General features: G+C 75.1%; 10 protein-coding genes and 1 tRNA gene. 7 read left to right on the top strand and 4 right to left on the bottom strand.

Translation table 11 applies throughout. The features are described 5' to 3' along the window. Nucleotides 1-187 precede the first annotated feature (187 nt). The 5 genes from topA (at nucleotide 188) to ACGF12_RS11605 (ending at nucleotide 11,362) form a co-directional block, all read left to right on the top strand. Nucleotides 188-3,082: a type I DNA topoisomerase gene (topA, locus tag ACGF12_RS11625; RefSeq protein WP_393028105.1), complete on the top strand. Its 2,895-nt coding sequence runs from the start codon at nucleotides 188-190 to the stop codon at nucleotides 3,080-3,082. 156 nt (nucleotides 3,083-3,238) lie between these two features. After that, nucleotides 3,239-6,679, top strand: coding sequence for a dTMP kinase (gene tmk, locus ACGF12_RS11620; RefSeq protein WP_393028104.1), 3,441 nt, complete (start codon nucleotides 3,239-3,241; stop codon nucleotides 6,677-6,679). A gap of 174 nt (nucleotides 6,680-6,853) precedes the next feature. Then, on the top strand, nucleotides 6,854-8,065 hold the full coding sequence (locus tag ACGF12_RS11615; protein ID WP_393028103.1) for a DNA polymerase III subunit delta': 1,212 nt from the start codon (nucleotides 6,854-6,856) through the stop codon (nucleotides 8,063-8,065). A gap of 320 nt (nucleotides 8,066-8,385) precedes the next feature. After that, nucleotides 8,386-9,549 carry a hypothetical protein gene (locus ACGF12_RS11610; protein ID WP_393028102.1) on the top strand — a complete coding sequence of 388 codons (1,164 nt, stop codon included), beginning with the start codon at nucleotides 8,386-8,388 and terminating at the stop codon, nucleotides 9,547-9,549. Between the two features lie 199 nt (nucleotides 9,550-9,748). Beyond that, nucleotides 9,749-11,362 (top strand): alpha/beta hydrolase, encoded by a 1,614-nt coding sequence (locus ACGF12_RS11605; protein WP_393028101.1) that lies wholly within the window; start codon nucleotides 9,749-9,751, stop codon nucleotides 11,360-11,362. 10 nt (nucleotides 11,363-11,372) lie between these two features. Here ACGF12_RS11605 and leuE read toward each other — a convergent pair whose 3' ends face one another. Next, nucleotides 11,373-12,023: a leucine efflux protein LeuE gene (leuE, locus tag ACGF12_RS11600; protein ID WP_393028100.1), complete on the bottom strand. Its 651-nt coding sequence runs from the start codon at nucleotides 12,021-12,023 to the stop codon at nucleotides 11,373-11,375. A 205-nt stretch (nucleotides 12,024-12,228) separates the two neighbouring features. Here leuE and ACGF12_RS11595 point away from each other — a divergent pair. Together ACGF12_RS11595 and ACGF12_RS11590 are read left to right on the top strand one after the other, a co-directional pair. Then, a tRNA-Thr gene (locus ACGF12_RS11595) sits at nucleotides 12,229-12,302 on the top strand. 113 nt (nucleotides 12,303-12,415) lie between these two features. Continuing rightward, complete coding sequence (locus tag ACGF12_RS11590) at nucleotides 12,416-12,652, top strand: DUF6059 family protein (RefSeq protein WP_393028099.1); 237 nt, start codon at nucleotides 12,416-12,418, stop codon at nucleotides 12,650-12,652. A gap of 140 nt (nucleotides 12,653-12,792) precedes the next feature. Here the strand turns inward: ACGF12_RS11590 and ACGF12_RS11585 are convergent, their stop codons facing one another. The 3 genes from ACGF12_RS11585 to ACGF12_RS11575 form a co-directional block, all read right to left on the bottom strand. Next, the gene (locus ACGF12_RS11585) at nucleotides 12,793-13,344 is read right to left on the bottom strand and encodes a hypothetical protein (protein ID WP_393028098.1); all 552 of its coding nucleotides are present in this window, start codon (nucleotides 13,342-13,344) and stop codon (nucleotides 12,793-12,795) included. Between the two features lie 139 nt (nucleotides 13,345-13,483). Beyond that, nucleotides 13,484-15,055: an ABC transporter permease gene (locus ACGF12_RS11580; protein WP_393028097.1), complete on the bottom strand. Its 1,572-nt coding sequence runs from the start codon at nucleotides 15,053-15,055 to the stop codon at nucleotides 13,484-13,486. Further along, the gene (locus tag ACGF12_RS11575) at nucleotides 15,049-15,936 is read right to left on the bottom strand and encodes an ABC transporter ATP-binding protein (RefSeq protein WP_393028096.1); all 888 of its coding nucleotides are present in this window, start codon (nucleotides 15,934-15,936) and stop codon (nucleotides 15,049-15,051) included. The genes ACGF12_RS11580 and ACGF12_RS11575 overlap by 7 nt, the downstream gene beginning before the upstream one ends. Nucleotides 15,937-15,978 lie beyond the last annotated feature (42 nt).

Below are 15,978 nucleotides of genomic sequence, written 5' to 3'. Positions count from 1 at the left end.
GCGTCGGTGAGCCCGGCAAGTGAAAACGCGGGATCCGTCCGTTTGACAAGGGTGGCCGGGGTACGGTCACACTCCGCTGGTGGGGTGTCGTTCAGCGGCAGCCCGGGACGGTGGAGGGGTCGGGCGGAGCGCAGCCCGTGCTGCCGGCGCCGACCAGCCACATAAGGACCGGGAGAGAAGAGCGAAGGTGTCCCCGAGCAGCGAGACCGCGCACGGACAGCGACTCGTCATTGTCGAGTCGCCGGCCAAGGCGAAGACGATCAAGGGCTACCTGGGCCCCGGCTACATCGTCGAGGCGAGCGTCGGGCACATTCGCGACCTGCCCAGCACCGCGGCCGAGGTGCCGGACAAGTACACCGGCGAGGTGCGCCGCCTCGGGGTGGACGTCGACCACGACTTCGCGCCCATCTACGTGGTCAACGCGGACAAGAAGTCCCAGGTCAGCAAGTTGAAGTCACTGCTCGCGGAGTCCGACGAGCTCTTCCTCGCCACCGATGAGGACCGCGAGGGCGAGGCCATCGCGTGGCACCTCCAGCAGGTGCTCAAGCCCAAGGTGCCGGTGCACCGGATGGTGTTCCACGAGATCACCAAGTCGGCGATCCAGGAGGCCGTGGCCAACCCGCGCGAGCTCAACCAGCGCCTGGTCGACGCCCAGGAGACCCGCCGCATCCTCGACCGGCTGTACGGCTTCGAGGTCTCGCCGGTGCTGTGGAAGAAGGTCATGCCGAAGCTGTCGGCGGGCCGGGTGCAGTCCGTCGCGACCCGTCTGGTGGTCGAGCGCGAGCGCGAGCGGATGGCGTTCCGCACCGCCTCGTACTGGGACCTGGTCGGCACCTTCGGCACCGGCCGCACCCCGGCCGACTCCGCCAACCCGGAGACCTTCGGCGCCCGGCTGGCCTCGGTGGACGGCAAGCGGATCGCCAGCGGCCGCGACTTCGGCTCGGACGGCCGCCTGAAGGCCGGCAGCACCAACACCCTGCACCTGGACGAGCAGGCCGCCCGCCAGCTGGCCGCCGCCCTGGCGCAGACCGCGTTCAGCGTCCGCAGCGTCGAGTCCAAGCCCTACCGCCGCTCGCCGTACGCGCCGTTCCGCACCACCACGCTCCAGCAGGAGGCCAGCCGCAAGCTGGGCTTCGGCGCCAAGCGGACCATGCAGGTGGCCCAGAAGCTGTACGAGAACGGCTTCATCACCTATATGCGTACCGACTCCACCACGCTGTCGGACACCGCGATCGCCGCCGCCCGCGCGCAGGTCACCCAGCTCTACGGCGCCGACTACCTGCCGGACGCCCCGCGCACCTACGCCAGCAAGGTCAAGAACGCCCAGGAGGCGCACGAGGCGGTCCGCCCCTCCGGCGACCGCTTCCGTACCCCTGCCGAGACCGGCCTGACCGGCGACGACTTCAAGCTGTACGAGCTGATCTGGATGCGCACCGTCGCCTCCCAGATGAAGGACGCGGTCGGCCAGTCCGTCACCGTCCGGGTCGGCGGCGCCTCCGCCGACGGCCGGGACGTCGAGTTCTCCGCCTCCGGCAAGATCATCACCTTCCACGGCTTCCTGAAGGCCTACGTCGAGGGCGCCGACGACCCGAACGCCGAGCTCGACGACCGTGAGCGCCGGCTGCCGCAGGTCGCCCAGGGCGACCCGCTGGCCGCCGAGCGGATCACCCCGGAAGGCCACGCCACCAAGCCGCCGGCCCGCTACACCGAGGCCTCGCTGGTCAAGGAGCTGGAGGACCGGGAGATCGGCCGCCCCTCCACCTACGCGTCGATCATCGACACGATCATCCAGCGCCGGTACGTGTTCAAGAAGGGCACGGCGCTCGTCCCGTCCTTCCTCTCCTTCGCCGTGGTCAACCTGCTGGAGAAGCACTTCGGCCGGCTCGTCGACTACGACTTCACCGCCAAGATGGAGGACGACCTCGACCGGATCGCCGCCGGTGAGGCGCAGTCCGTGCCGTGGCTGAAGCGCTTCTACTTCGGCGAGGGCGAGGGCCACGTCGCGGGTGGCGCCGCCGAGGCCGGCAACGGCGACGGCGACCACCTGGGCGGCCTGAAGGAGCTGGTCACCGACCTCGGCGCGATCGACGCCCGGGAGATCAGCTCGTTCAAGGTCAGCGACGACATCACCCTGCGGGTCGGCCGCTACGGCCCGTACGTCGAGCGCGCCTCCGCCGTCGAGGGCGAGCCCGGCCAGCGCGCCGACATCCCGGACGAGCTGCCGCCGGACGAGCTGACCGTCGAGCTGGCCGAGGAGCTGCTCGCCAAGCCCAGCGGCGACTTCGAGCTCGGCCCGGACCCGGTCAGCGGCAACATGCTGGTCGCCAAGGACGGCCGCTACGGCCCGTACGTGACCGAGATCCTGCCCGAGGGCACGCCCAAGACCGGCAAGAACGCGGTCAAGCCGCGTACCGCCTCGCTGTTCAAGTCGATGTCGCTGGACGGCGTCACCCTGGAGGACGCGCTGCGGCTGCTCTCGCTGCCGCGCGTGGTCGGCACCGATGCCGAGGGCGCGGAGATCACCGCGCAGAACGGCCGCTACGGCCCGTACCTCAAGCGCGGCACCGACTCGCGTTCGCTCACCAGCGAGGACCAGCTCTTCACGATCACCCTCGACGAGGCGCTGGCGATCTACGCCCAGCCCAAGCAGCGCGGCCGCGCGGCCGCCGCGCCGCCGCTCAAGGAGCTGGGCACCGACCCGGTCAGCGAGCGCCCGGTGGTGGTCAAGGACGGCCGCTTCGGCCCGTACGTGACCGACGGCGAGACCAACGCCACGCTGCGCAAGGACGACGACGTCGAGACCATCACGCCGGAGCGCGGCTACGAGCTGCTCGCCGAGAAGCGGGCGCGCGGGCCGGTGAAGAAGGCGGTGAAGAAGGCCCCGGCCAAGAAGGCGGCGGCCAAGAAGACCACCACCACCAAGACGGCGGCGACCAAGACCGCCGCCAAGAAGACGGCCGCGAAGAAGACCACCACCGCGACCAAGGCGGCGGCGAAGAAGACGGCCGCCAAGAAGACGGCTGCCAAGACCGCGGCCGGCGAGGCCGTGGCCGGCAAGAGCGCCGCCACCGACGAGGGCTGATCCTCCGACAGCCCGCCGAGAGCGGACTCGGGCCCGCGCCCCCACCCGGGGCGCGGGCCCGAGGTCTGTGCAGGGATCGTCACAGCCCGGTGATGACCGGGGTCCGGAACGCCGTTCGTCTCAATCGGGCAAAGCCCAGCCCGCTACGCTGACCGTATGACGAGCGAGGAGCAGCCCACCCCCAGCGCCGCCCCGGCTGCCGGAGCCACCGTGGCCGACCTGACCGAGGTCGTGCCCGCCGGAACCCCCGTGGACCGGGCCCGGGCGCTGCTGCGGACCCGCCCCTACCGGCGCCTGTGGACCACCCAGCTGATCGGCGGCACCGCCGACCGGCTCGGCCTGCTGGTGCTGCTCGCGCTCACCGTGATCGCGGCCGCCCAGGGCGGCCAGTTCGGCGACCTGCCGCGCAGCCTCGCCTTCGCCACCGCCGCCGTCCTCGCCGTCCGGGTGGCGGCCACCGGGCTGGTCGGCGTGGCGCTCCTGGAACCGCTGCACCAGCTGGTCGCCGGGAAGCTCGACCGGCGCTGGACGCTGTTCGGCGCCGACGCGCTGCGCGCCCTGCTGATCGGCCTCGCGCCCTGGTGGACGGTCTGGCTGAGCGCCGGACCGCGGCCCTCCGGCGCCGCCACCTACGTGCTGCTCGCCACCGTGTTCCTCACCGGCGCGGCCGAGCGGGTCTGGGGGATCGCCAAGGCCGCCGTCGTCCCCGGCCTGCTGCCGCCGGCCAGTCCGTACGTGCCCGCCGCGGAGCAGCGGCCGACCGCCGCCAACCTGGACACCGTCCGCAGCATCGACCGCTTCACCGGCTGGGCCACCGTGCCGCTCGCGGCCGTCGGCCTGGTCACCTTCACCCTGCTCAACAACATCGGCGCGGCGCTCGGCTCGGACTGGCTGCGCGCCCACCAGCTGACCTTCGCCGCGCTCGGCTCGGCCGGCCTGTTCGCCGCCTCGGCCGCCCGCGGCTACCTCCAGCAGCTACCCGGCGGCCCGGTGGCCGTCGCCCCGCACTCGCCGCTGACCGGCCTGCGTGCCCCGACCGACGCCACGCCCGGCCCCGCGCTGAGCAAGGGCCGCACCGGCAGCGCCCCGTACTTCACCTTCGCCGTCGCGGCCGGCTTCGCCTCGATGGCCGGCGTCGCCGCGCTGGCGCTGCTCACCGCGGCCGAGCACCGGGCCGGGCCGATCGGCTACGGCCTGACCGTGCTCGCCGCGGCGGGCGCTCCCGCGCTGGGCGCCCGGCTCACCCGGGCCGTCCTGCCCTCGCTCTCCCGCCGCCGACTGCTCGCGCTGGCGCTGCTCACCGAGGGTGTCGCGCTGATCCTGGCCGGGCTGGTGCTGGACTTCGTGCTGGTCCTGCTGCTCACCGTGCTGGCCGGCCTGGCCGCCGGGCTCGTCATCTCGGCCGGGCGCACCCTGCTCGCCCAGGAGGTCGAGGAGGCCCGACTGCCGAAGGTCACCGAGCACCTCCACGCGGTGCTGCGGGCCGTGGTCGCGGCCGCGCTGGTGGTCGTCCCGCTGATCGCCGCGGCTTACGGGGACGTCGAGTACGGCACCGTCGAGCCCGGCTCCTTCACCTTCATCCACGGCGGCGCGGCCCTCGCGGTCGCCACCTCGGGGCTGCTCACGCTGGTGCTCGCCGCCGTCGTGCTGCTGCGCACCGACGACCGGCGCGGCACCGCCCCGTTCGCCCGGGACCTGGTGGACGCGGTGCGCGGCGGCAGCGGCCCGGTGCCGCACCGGGGCACGGGCACCGGCTTCTTCATCGCCCTGGAGGGCGGCGACGGCGCCGGCAAGTCCACCCAGGCCCAGGCGCTCGCCGAGTGGATCCGCGGCAAGGGACACGAGGTCGTGCTCACCCGCGAGCCCGGCGGCAGCCCGGTCGGGCAGCGGCTGCGCGGCCTGGTCCTGGACGTCGGCAACACCGGCCTGTCGCACCGCGCCGAGGCGCTGATCTACGCGGCCGACCGGGCCGAGCACGTCGAGAACGTCATCCGGCCGGCCCTCGCCCGCGGCGCCGTGGTCATCACCGACCGGTACATGGACTCCTCCATCGCCTACCAGGGCGCTGGGCGCGACCTGGCCGCCACCGAGGTCGCCCGGATCTCCCGCTGGGCCACCGGCGGGCTGCTGCCCGACCTGACCGTGGTGCTGGACGTCGACCCGACCAGGGCCCGGGAGCGCTTCACCGAGGCACTGGACCGGCTGGAGTCCGAGCCCACCGAGTTCCACCAGCGGGTCCGGGCCGGCTTCCTCGCCCTCGCGGCCGCCGACCCGGCGCGCTACCTGGTCGTGGACGGCAGCCAGGCCCCCGGCTTCGTCACCACCGCCATCCGGCACCGGCTGGACCGCGAGCTGCCGCTCTCCGAGCAGGAGAAGGCCGCCCGCGCCGAGCAGGAGCGGCTGGCGAAGGAGGAGGCCGAGCGGCGCGCCGCCGAGGAGGCCCGTCGTCGGGCTGAGGAGGAGGCCGCCGAGCGCAAGCGCCAGGAGGTGCTGGCGCAGCTACGGGCCGAGCAGGCCGAGAAGGAGCGACTGGCCAAGGAGGAGGCCGAGCGGGCCGCCGCCGAGGCCCGGCGCAAGGCCGAGGAGGAGGCCCGCCGCCGGGCGGAGGAGGAAGCCGAGCGCCGCGCCGCCGAGGAGGCCCGCCGCCGGGCGGAGGAACAGGCCAGGCTGGCCGCGGAGGCCGCCGAGCGCAAGCGGATCGCCGACGAGGCGGCCACCCAGGCGGAGCTGCAGCGGCAGCGGGACCTGGCCCGCGAGGAGCAGCGGCGCCGGGCGGAGGAGGCGCTGCAGCGGGCCGAGGAGGCCCGGCTGGCGCAGGCCGCGGCGCTCGCGGCGGCTGCCGCCGCGGCGGAGACGGCTGCGGGGCGGGCCGAGGGGCGGGCCGAGGCCGGGGACGCGGCCACCACGGAGCTGCGGGCGGTTCGGGAGACGCCGGGGGAGGCCCCGGGTGCCTCGGGTGCCTCGCGGGGTGCTTCGGACGCGTCGGGTGCCTCTGCCGGGCTCGGCGACGAGGCGACGCGGGAGCTGTCGTTGCGGGACCGGCAGGCGGCGGCCGTCCGGGCTGCCGAGGCGGCCGACGCCACTGCCAAGTTGCCGGTGGTGCCGGCGGTGGACGAGACCGCGGTGCTGCCGAAGGTGCCGGCGGTGGACGAGACCGCCGTGCTGCCGAAGGTCCCCGCCGCGGATGAGACCGCGGTGCTGCCCCCGATCGAGTGGGGCCGCCGTTCCGGTGAGCCGGCGGACGGCACGAGTGAGCTGCCGGTGGTCGGCGGGCGGCAGGCGGGTGCCGGGCGGCCCGGTGCCGGACAGCCCGCCGTCGAGCAGCCAGGTGTCGAGCAGCCCGGCATCGAGCAGCCCACGGCGGAGCGGCCTCGGCCGGAGTGGGCCGAGGAGACCCCGATGGACGACCTGCCGAGCCTGACCGACACCCTGCTCGGCTCGCGCGACGAGTGGGCCCGCTGGGAGCACGGCGGTGGCCAGGGGCCGCAGGGCCCGCACGACGGCGGGAACCGGCGCGGCGGGGACGACCCGGACGGGGACGACCGGGGCGGGGACGGCGGCAAGGGCAAGGGCCGGCGCTGGGGTCGCCGGGGCTGAGCCCGTTTCGTCACGGATGGCGGGCGGCGTCGTCGGGGCAGTGGCCCTCGGCGGCGCCGCCCGCCGCCGTACGGGCGTGACCCGGACGGAGCAGTGGCTGTCGGGGCGGAGACGTATGCTCGACGGCGGGGAATCGGCGCCGGGAGCGCTGTCGTACGGAGTTTGGGAGCAGCAGTGGCCGTCTGGGACGACCTGGTGGGCCAGGAGCGGGTGGTCGAGCAGCTGACCGCCGCGGCCCGGGCGGCCGGGGCGACGGTCGAGGCCGGTCGCGGCGCCGCTCCGGTCCAGGGCGGGAACGCCTCCCTGATGACGCACGCCTGGCTGTTCACCGGCCCGCCCGGGGCCGGGCAGGTCACCGCCGCGCGCGCCTTCGCCGCCGCCCTGCAGTGCACCAGCCCCGACCTCGCGCTCGGCGGCACGCCCGGCTGCGGGTTCTGCGACGGCTGCCACACGGTGCTGGCCGGCAGCCACGCCGACGTCAAGTACGTGCGGACCGACGGCCTGTCCATCGGCGTCGGCGACATGCGCGACCTGGTGCTGCGCGCCTCCAGCTACCCGACCGGCGGCCGCTGGTCGGTGATCCTCGTCGACGCCGCCCACCGGCTCACCGAGGCCGCCGCGAACGCGCTGCTCAAGGGCGTGGAGGAGCCCTCCCCGCGCACCGTCTGGCTGCTCTGCGCCCCCTCCGTCCAGGACGTGCTGCCGACCATCCGCTCGCGCTGCCGTCTGCTCGTGCTGCGCACGCCCGCCGCCGAGGCCGTCGCCGACATGCTGGTCCGCCGGGACGGGGTCGAGCCGGAGGCCGCCCGGCTGGCCGCGCTCGCCGGGCAGGGCGACATCGAGCGCTCGCGCCGCCTCGCGGTGGACGAGCAGGCCCGTACCCGCCGCACCGAGGTGCTGCGGATCCCGCTGGAGGTCTCCGACATCGGCGGCTGCCTGGCCGCCGCCCAGCGCCTGGTCGACACCGCCAAGGCCGACGCCGAGGCGCTCGCCGAGACCCAGGACGCCAAGGAGACCGACGACCTGAAGGCCGCCTACGGCGCCGCCGAGGGCAGCAAGGCGCCGCGCGGCATGGCCGGGGCGGTCAAGGAGCTGGAGAAGCGGCAGAAGAGCCGTGCCACCCGCACCCGCCGGGAGACCCTCGGGGTCGCGCTGCTCGACCTGCTCGGCTTCTACCGGGACGTGCTGGCGCTCCAGCTCGGCTCCACCGGCGTGCTCGCCAACGAGGACCAGCGGCAGGCGCTGAACCGGGTCGCCCAGGCCGGGCCGGCGGAGAGCACGCTGCGCCGGATCGAGGCGGTGCTCGCCTGCCGGACGGCCTTGGACCGCAACGTGGACCCGCTGCTGGCGGTCGAGGCGATGACGGTGGCGCTGCGGGCGGGCTGAGGCCGTTCCCTTCTCGCCGTGGGCTTCCCGTCCTCCCGGTGGGCCCCGTCCTCCCCGTAGGCCGCTGGTCCTCGCCGCAGGCCTCCGGTCCCCCGTACGCCTCCCGGAGGTGGCCTGCCGTCCCACCTTCGAGTGAACGGGCGATACTCGCCGGGCACACCCGCGTGTGACAGCGCGCCCGTTGTGCACGCTGGGGGCCGACTGCGCCCCAGCCGTACCCCGGGCTCCCCCTGTGTCGGGGGCCCGCCGCCGGCGTGGTCGCCTCCCTGACGGCACCGGGTCCGGTCCGGCGCCGGCCCTCCTCCGAGGTGGTGCGTTCCGTGGTTCGTCCGCTCCTCGTCATCCCCCTGCTGGCCGCCGCCGTCGGCGGTATCTGGCTGGCGCGCGGCGCGCTCCATCGCTGGCGCGACCTGCGCGCCGCTCAGACCTACGAACTGGCCGGCGACCGGTGGCCGATGCTGCTGCGGGCGGCGGGGGCGATGGTCTGCGGAGTGTGCGTCACCGCGTTGACGCTGCTCACCGCGCTCGGCGCCTTCGGGGGCCTCAGCCGGGGTGGGGAGGAGGCGGATCGGGTGGAGCCGGCCGTGGACGCCGCCGCGGCGGGGGCCTGGGAGGGTTCCGGCGCCGGTCCGGCGGTCCGGCAGCCGGCGGCACCGCCGACGCCGACCGAGTCGCCCACCGCTGCGGATGCCGCTACCTCCGCTGCCGCGACGCCCACCGCGGTCAGCCGCTTCGACAGCGTCGGGCACCCGGGAGGCGGTGAGCTGCTGCAGTCCGCCGTGCTCGGCCCCGACGGGAAGCCGCGCAACGTCCGGGTCTGGCTGCCGCCGCAGTACGCCAAGGAGTCGAACGCGCGCTTCCCCGTCGTCGTGATGCACGCCTCCACGCCGGGCAAGACGGCCGACGCCGAGGTCCCGGACGTCTTCGAGGGCGTCGGCGCAGCCCTGCAGACCGGCCGTGCCCGTGCGTTCATCCTGGTCGCCCCCGAGGCGCCGAACGGCACCGCGCACCCCTGCGAGCTGATCGCCGCCGCCCCGGCCGCCGTCTCCGACGACGCGACTCTGCGCACCACCATCGCGGCCTCCTTCCGCACCCTGCCCCCCGGCCCCGCCTCCTGGGGCGCCCTCGGCGTCGAGGGCGGCGCGCCGTGCGCGGCCGCCGCCGGGCTGGCCCGCCCGGACCTGTACGGCGCGGCCGCGGCGGTCTCCGGCCGGTACGACGCCGCCGCGCTCACGCAGGCCGGCGCCGAGGCCCCGGCGGGCAGCGCGGCCAAGCTGTTGCTGGCCGCCGCGAAGGCGGACGCCGCCGGGCTGGACACGGCCCGCACGCTCCAGACCGCGCTCAAGGCGGGCCCCGGCCCGGCGGCCAAGGCGGACGTGCGGATCTCGGACAACGTGCAGGACTACACCCCCGACCGGGAGCGGCTGCGGCTGGTCCGGCAGGCGGCTCAGTTCCTGGCCGAGGCGCTGGCGAAGGCGTCCTGAACGGTGGTTGAGCGGGCGTTACGCTGCCCGGTACCCCGGGTGGGTGCCGGGCAGCCGCGTTTCTTCGCTCCCGTACCTTCGTGCTCGTTCTTTCGTGTGGTTTCTGTGGTTTCTGTGGTTTCCGTGGTTCGCGGAGTTCGTGGATTCGCGGGGTTCGTGGGGGTTCGTGGGGTTCGTGGATTCATGGAAAGAGGAGCGGATGAGGGTCTTCGGACGGCGAGTCCGGGCGGCGGCCGCGTTGCTGGCGGCCGGGCTGCTGGCGGTCCCGGTGAGCGGGTGCAGTGCGGGGCCGTCCGACTCGACCGGCTCGGACGCGTCCGTCGCGGCCGGCGTCACCCCACTGGAGCCGCTGCCCGCCGCCGTGCCGGACGCGCTCGCGCCGTACTACGCGCAGCGGCTGGTCTGGCAGCCCTGCGACGGCGGGTTCGAGTGCACCACCTTCCAGGTGCCGACGGATTACGACCGTCCGGGGGACGGCGACCTCACCCTCTCGGCAGCCCGGGCGGCGGCCGTACCGGGCGAATCCGGTGCGCAACCCGCTCCCGCTCCCGGTTCCGGGGCCGACGCCCGCCTGGGCTCCCTGTTGCTCAACCCGGGCGGGCCCGGCGGCTCGGCGATCGAGTACCTGGAGGCCGTCGCCCGGACGTACGACCGCTCGGTGCGGGCCCGGTACGACCTGGTCGGCGTCGACCCGCGCGGGGTGGGCCGCAGCAACCCCGTCAGTTGCCTGAGCGGCGAGCGGATGGACGCCTTCACCGCCGTCGACCTCGAACCCGGGGACCAGCGGGCGATCGACGCGCTGGTCGCCGCCGACAAGGAGTTCGCCGACGGCTGCTCCCGGCAGGCCGGGGCCGCGCTCGGCCACCTCAGCACCGTCGAGGCGGCCCGCGACATGGACGTGCTGCGCGCCCTGCTCGGCGACGAGCGGTTGAACTTCGTCGGCAAGTCCTACGGCACCTTCCTCGGGGCCACCTACGCCGGGCTCTTCCCGAGCCGGGTCGGGCGGGTGGTGCTGGACGGTGCGATGGACCCGGCGCTCGACTCGGTGGCCGGCAACCGGACTCAGGCCGGCGGTTTCGAGACCGCCTGGGCGGCCTTCGCCAAGGACTGCGTCAAGCACGAGGACTGCCCGCTCGGCCGTACCGAGCAGCAGGTCGGCGAGCAGCTCACCGCCCTGCTCACGGCCGTCCACGCCCACCCGCTGCCGAGCACCGACAACGGGCGTCGGCTCACCGGCTCCCAGGCGACCACCGGGATCATCCAGGCGATGTACGCCGACTTCCTCTGGCCCAGGCTGCGCAGCGCGCTCACCGTCGCCCGGGCGGGCGACGGCACCGGCCTGCTGAAGCTCTCCGACGAGTACTACGGGCGCGGGGCGGACGGCTCGTACCCCAACCTGATGTTCGCCAACACGGCGGTGAACTGCCTCGACCTGCCCGCCCCCTTCAGCTCGCCGGACGACGTCCAGCGGGCGGTGCCGGACTTCGAGCGGGCCTCGCCGCACTTCGGGCGCGACATGGCCTGGATGGCGCTGACCTGCGCCTACTGGCCGGTCCGGGCCACCGGCGCGACGCACACCATCCGGGCCGCCGACGCCGCCCCGATCGTCGTCGTCGGCACCACCCGCGACCCGGCCACCCCGTACGACTGGGCCCGCTCCCTCGCCGACCAGCTGGAGTCCGGCCGGCTGCTCACCTACGACGGGGACGGCCACACCGCCTACGGGCGGCACAGCACCTGCGTCGACGGCGCGGTCAACCACTTCCTGCTGACCGGGAAGGCGCCGGAGCAGGGTAAGCGTTGCGACCGGTAGCCGCCTGCCGTCAGGCGGAGGAGACCGCCAGCTTCGCGGCGAAGCCCGCGAACAGCACGGCGACGCCGCTGGTCAGCGTCGCGGAGAGGCGCCTGCGGCGGCGGAAGGCGGTGGCCAGCGTGGTGCCGGCGAAGATCAGCAGGGAGAGGTAGAGCAGGCTGAAGGTCTGCAGGATCCCACCGAGCAGGCCGAAGGACAGCGCGGGCTGCCCGTACGACGGGTCGACGAACTGGGTGAAGAACGACAGCAGGAACAGGATCGCCTTCGGGTTCAGCAGGCTGATCACCAGCGCCCGGCGGAACGGCCGCTCGACCGCCTCCGGCGCCGCCTCGGCGGCCGGGTCGGCCTCGGCCCGGCGCTCGCGCCACAGCTGGCGGGCGGCGCGGAGCATCCCGAAGCCGATCCACAGCAGGTACGCGGCCCCGCCGAACTTGACCACCGCGAACACCGCCGGGTTGGCCTTCAGCAGCGAGGCGGCGCCCAGCGAGGTCAGGCTGATCAGCGTGAGGTCGCCGACGAACACGCCTGCCGCAGCCTGGTACCCGGTCCGGATGCCCTTCCGGGCGGCGACCGACAGCACGTACAGCGAGTTGGGACCGGGCAGCAGGATGATGACGAGGGCGCCGAGGATGTAAGTCGCCAGGTCGTTGACGCCGAGCACGATGCGCTCCGGGGTGGGGAAGGGGTGGCAGGGGGGCGCTCATCGTAACGTCGTACCGGCGATCGATTGAAGCGAAAACCATCCCCCTTTGCCCACCCATGTCCCACCCCCGCTCTGCCCCCGCCCTGCCCTCGCCCGTCCTGGCTACGGATCACCTGCGAATCTGTGTAGACTGGCCCGCGTTGCCACCACAGACGGCAGCGGTGCCGCCTTAGCTCAGTTGGCCAGAGCAACGCACTCGTAATGCGTAGGTCGCGGGTTCGAATCCCGCAGGCGGCTCAGATGTGGAAGGCCCGGTCAGATGTTCTGACCGGGCCTTTTGCGTTGGGCGGGGCGGGGGCGGATGGGGGCGGGTCGAGGGGGGTTCGAGGTGGTGCGGGCAGGCTGGGGGGATGGCGCGTGGGGTGTGGTGGCGGCGGGTCGGGGGCTTCTGGGGGCGGTTGGGGGCGGGGCTGGTGGCGCTCGGGCAGGCGCATGTGGCGGGGGCGGTGGCGGCGGCTGAGGCGGGCGGGTTGGTGGGGCCGGGGCCGGGGCATCCGGAGCGGGTGGTGGGGGACGTCGGGATGACGGCGGTGGAGCGGGGGTTGTGGAGCCAGTTGGTCGATCTGCCGGGCTACTGGTCGAGGTAGGCGAGGGTGGCGATGGGCTCGTCGCGTTCCTGGCGGACCGGGTGCGGGTCGACGAAGGCGGCGTCATGCCCACGACGGTCGTGCGCGGCGCCGACGCGCGGCCGACGCCGGGCTGACCGCTCCGGACCGCCGGGGCGCCGCTACCGGTGCAGGACGGTCCCGCCTTCGATGACCCAGAAGTCGGCCGGGACGGGGGTGCACTTGGTCACCTTGGCCGGTGCGTTCGGGTCCCGGTAGTCGGAGGCGGCCCAGCCGACCCGGCGTTTGCCGTGTTCGTCGGCCGGGTAGTAGGTCAGCCCGGCCTCGGGGCGCCAGCCGGGCCGTGTGGTGGTCGGCCGGCCGCCGACCGGGGTGACGGTGACGCGATCGATCGGCCCGGTGACGGTGACCGCACCGCTGACGTCGACCGTCAGGCAGTCGATGTCGAACTCGACCCGGACGGTGCCGTCCTTGGTGAAGACGTGCTGGGCCACGGCGTGCCCCCGGGCGCGGCCGTCGACCGTCCGGGCGTCGACGCGGGCGGTGAGCCGCTCGCCCGGGTTGGGGCCCGGGCCGTGCTCGTTGAGCAGGGTCCAGCTGTGCAGGGCGAGGTGCCCGGCCGGTACGGGCGCGGCCGCGGCGGTGCCCGCCGTTGTGGCGGCGAGGGCCGTGACGGCGGTGGCGAGCGCGACGGCGGCGGTGGTCCTGCGCATGGTCGATCCTCCATGGGGAGAAGGGAGTCGGGCTGCCGCCCGGCTGCCTCCAAGCTCCCAGCCGACCCCCGGCCGCGGCCTCCGCCGTACGAACGGACCGGCTCCCCCCGGCGGGGGAACCGGCCCTCCTCCGTGGGGCTCAGCGGGTGGCGTGCCGCACCGCGTCCAGGGCGAGCGCGGCCGCCGCCAGCGCCGCGGCGACACCCGCGACCGCCGCCGGGGCCGGGGCCCGCTCCCCGGAGACGCCGAGGAAGTCCAGCCCGGTAACGTGGTTGACCATCCCGTACCAGAGCAGCGGGTAGACGGTCTGGAACAGCCGGGGGCCACGGGTGAGGCTGCCGAACAGCAGCGCCAGCGCCGGGACCAGCAGCGCCCCCGCCAGCGCCCCCGCCGCGGCCCGGGACTGCCCGGCGCCGAGCAGCCGCACGGCCGGCACGGCCGCCACCGCCAGCGCGGGGAGGATCCCGGCGAGCAGCCCGGCCAGCCCCCGGCGCAGCGGGGACGGGCAGGCGCCGAGCAACTCGCCGACGCTGCCGCCGCCCGCCCGGTGGCCCAGCCGGGACCAGAGCGGTACCGGCCAGAGCATCGCGAACGGCAGCACCGGGTGGCTCGGCCCGTCCGGGGCGACGCCGGCCGCGGCCACGGCCAGCACGCCCGCCCCGGCCCACCACCACAGCCGTCGGCCCTGCTCCAGGATCCGCAGCTCCCCGAGCACGGCGGCGAGGCCGCTGCGGCCCTCCCGGGCCGGGGTCAGCCGGGCCGGGTCGAGGGCGAAGCCGGCCGGGGCGGTCTCGGCCTCGGCCGCGGGTGTCTGCGCGTCCGGGGCCGTGGCGGGGTGGGCGCTTCGACCGGCCCCGGCCCCGTCGAAGCGGCCGAACCAGAGCGCCCCGACCAGCGCGATCCCCACCGCCGCGCCGACCAGCAGCACCCCCGTGGCTGCCGGTCCGACCGCCTCGCCCGGCCCGAGGCCGGGCCAGTCGAAGGTGCCGGTGACCCGGTTGTCCGCGGTCAGGCCGACCCCGAACTCCACCCCGTCCACCGGCCGCCCGCCCGCCGCGAGCACCTCCCGGATCGACGCGGTGATCCGCCGCATGCCCAGCAGGTCCGGCCCGCCGCCGGCCTGCGCGCCCAGCACCAGGACCAGCCAGACCACGAACCAGACCATCGCCCCCAGTCCGCCGCGCAGCCCGCGCACGGTGTCGAAGAGCACCGCGCACCCGGCCACCGCCGCCAGCAGCGGCAGCGTGATCAGGACGTACGGCAGCAGTAGCCGCACCACGTCCACCCGGTCCGAGTCCCCCTTGACCAGCTGCACGCCGAGCGCCGTCCCGGCCAGCGCGAGCAGCATCGAGCCGAACAGCAGCAGGTTGCTGCCGAACTTGCCCGCCAGGTAGCCGATCCGGCTCAGCGGGGTGGCGGCGAGCAGCTGGCCGACGCCGCTCTCCTCGTCCCGGACGACCGTGCCCCGGGCGATCCCGAAGCCCGCAAGCGACAGCCAGACCGCCCCGCCGAGCGCCGTCACCGTCCCCACGTAGCCGCTGGTGTAGCGGCCGTGCAGGTCGGTCACCTGGAACACCTCCCAGCGGGAGTCGCCGACCGGTGCGGCCAGCAGCCCCAGCGCGAGCGTGCCGATCAGCACCACCAGGTAGCCCGGCCGCCGCCGGCGCTCCCGGAAGTCGGCCAGCGCGAGCGCCCCGATCCTGGTCAGCACGCCGGCACCCGCTCGGGCCCGGCGGTGAGCAGCAGGTACGCGTCCTCCAGCCGGGGCGGTACGGGCTGCGCCCCGGGTGCCGGCGGGTGTCCGGACAGCACCCGGGCCCGGACCCCCTGCGGGGTGCGGGTGGTGCCGCCGAGCAGGAACCGCGAACGCAGCGACGGGAGTTGATCGGCCGTCACGGTCAGTTCCCAGACCGAGCCCTCGGCGCCGCGCAGCAGCTCCTCCGGGCTGCCGTGGTGCAGCAGCCGGCCGTCGCCCATCACGGCGATCCGGTCGGCGGTGGCGGCCACGTCCGGGACGATGTGGGTGGACAGTACGACGATCCGGTCGGTGCCGAGCCCGCTCAGCAGGCTGCCGAAGCGCAGCCGCTCCTCCGGGTCCAGCCCGACCGTGGGCTCGTCCACGATCAGCAGCGCCGGGTCGTTGAGCAGCGCCTGGGCGATGCCGACCCGCTGGCGCATCCCGCCGGACATCGCGCCCAGCCGCTGCCCGGCCGCCCCGGACAGGTTCACCAGCTGGAGCAGCTCCTCGATCCGGTCCCTGGCCGAGCGCCGCCGCAGCCCCTTGGCGGCGGCCAGGTAGCCGAGGAACTCGCGGGCGGTGAGCTGCGGGTAGACGCCGAAGTCCTGCGGCAGGTAGCCGACGGTGCGGCGCAGCGGCCCGGGCCGGCGGGCGATGTCGACGCCCTCCCACAGCACCCGGCCCGAGGTCGGCCGGGTGACCGTGGCCAGGATGCGCATCAGGCTCGACTTGCCGGCGCCGTTGGCCCCCAGCAGGCCGAGCACCCCGGGCCGGAGTGTCAGTGAGAACGAGTCCACCGCGCGCCGGCCGCCGCGGTACTCCTTGGTCAGGTCGAGGATCTGCAGTTCGGTCACCCCGGGAATGCTTCCGGTCGGGGCGGCTGCCGACATCTGCCA

It is taken from the genome of Kitasatospora sp. NPDC048296 (genome assembly GCF_043201815.1).
In the GTDB taxonomy this organism is placed as follows: domain Bacteria; phylum Actinomycetota; class Actinomycetes; order Streptomycetales; family Streptomycetaceae; genus Kitasatospora.
This window is presented reverse-complemented; position numbering and strand designations above follow the sequence as displayed.

Coding starts and splice junctions, on each gene's coding strand:
- ACGF12_RS11605 (WP_393028101.1), top strand. CDS start 9,749: ATGAGGGTCTTCGGACGGCGAGTCCGGGCGGCGGCCGCGTTGCTGGCG.
- ACGF12_RS11590 (WP_393028099.1), top strand. CDS start 12,416: ATGGCGCGTGGGGTGTGGTGGCGGCGGGTCGGGGGCTTCTGGGGGCGG.
- tmk (WP_393028104.1), top strand. CDS start 3,239: ATGACGAGCGAGGAGCAGCCCACCCCCAGCGCCGCCCCGGCTGCCGGA.
- ACGF12_RS11585 (WP_393028098.1), bottom strand. CDS start 13,344: ATGCGCAGGACCACCGCCGCCGTCGCGCTCGCCACCGCCGTCACGGCC.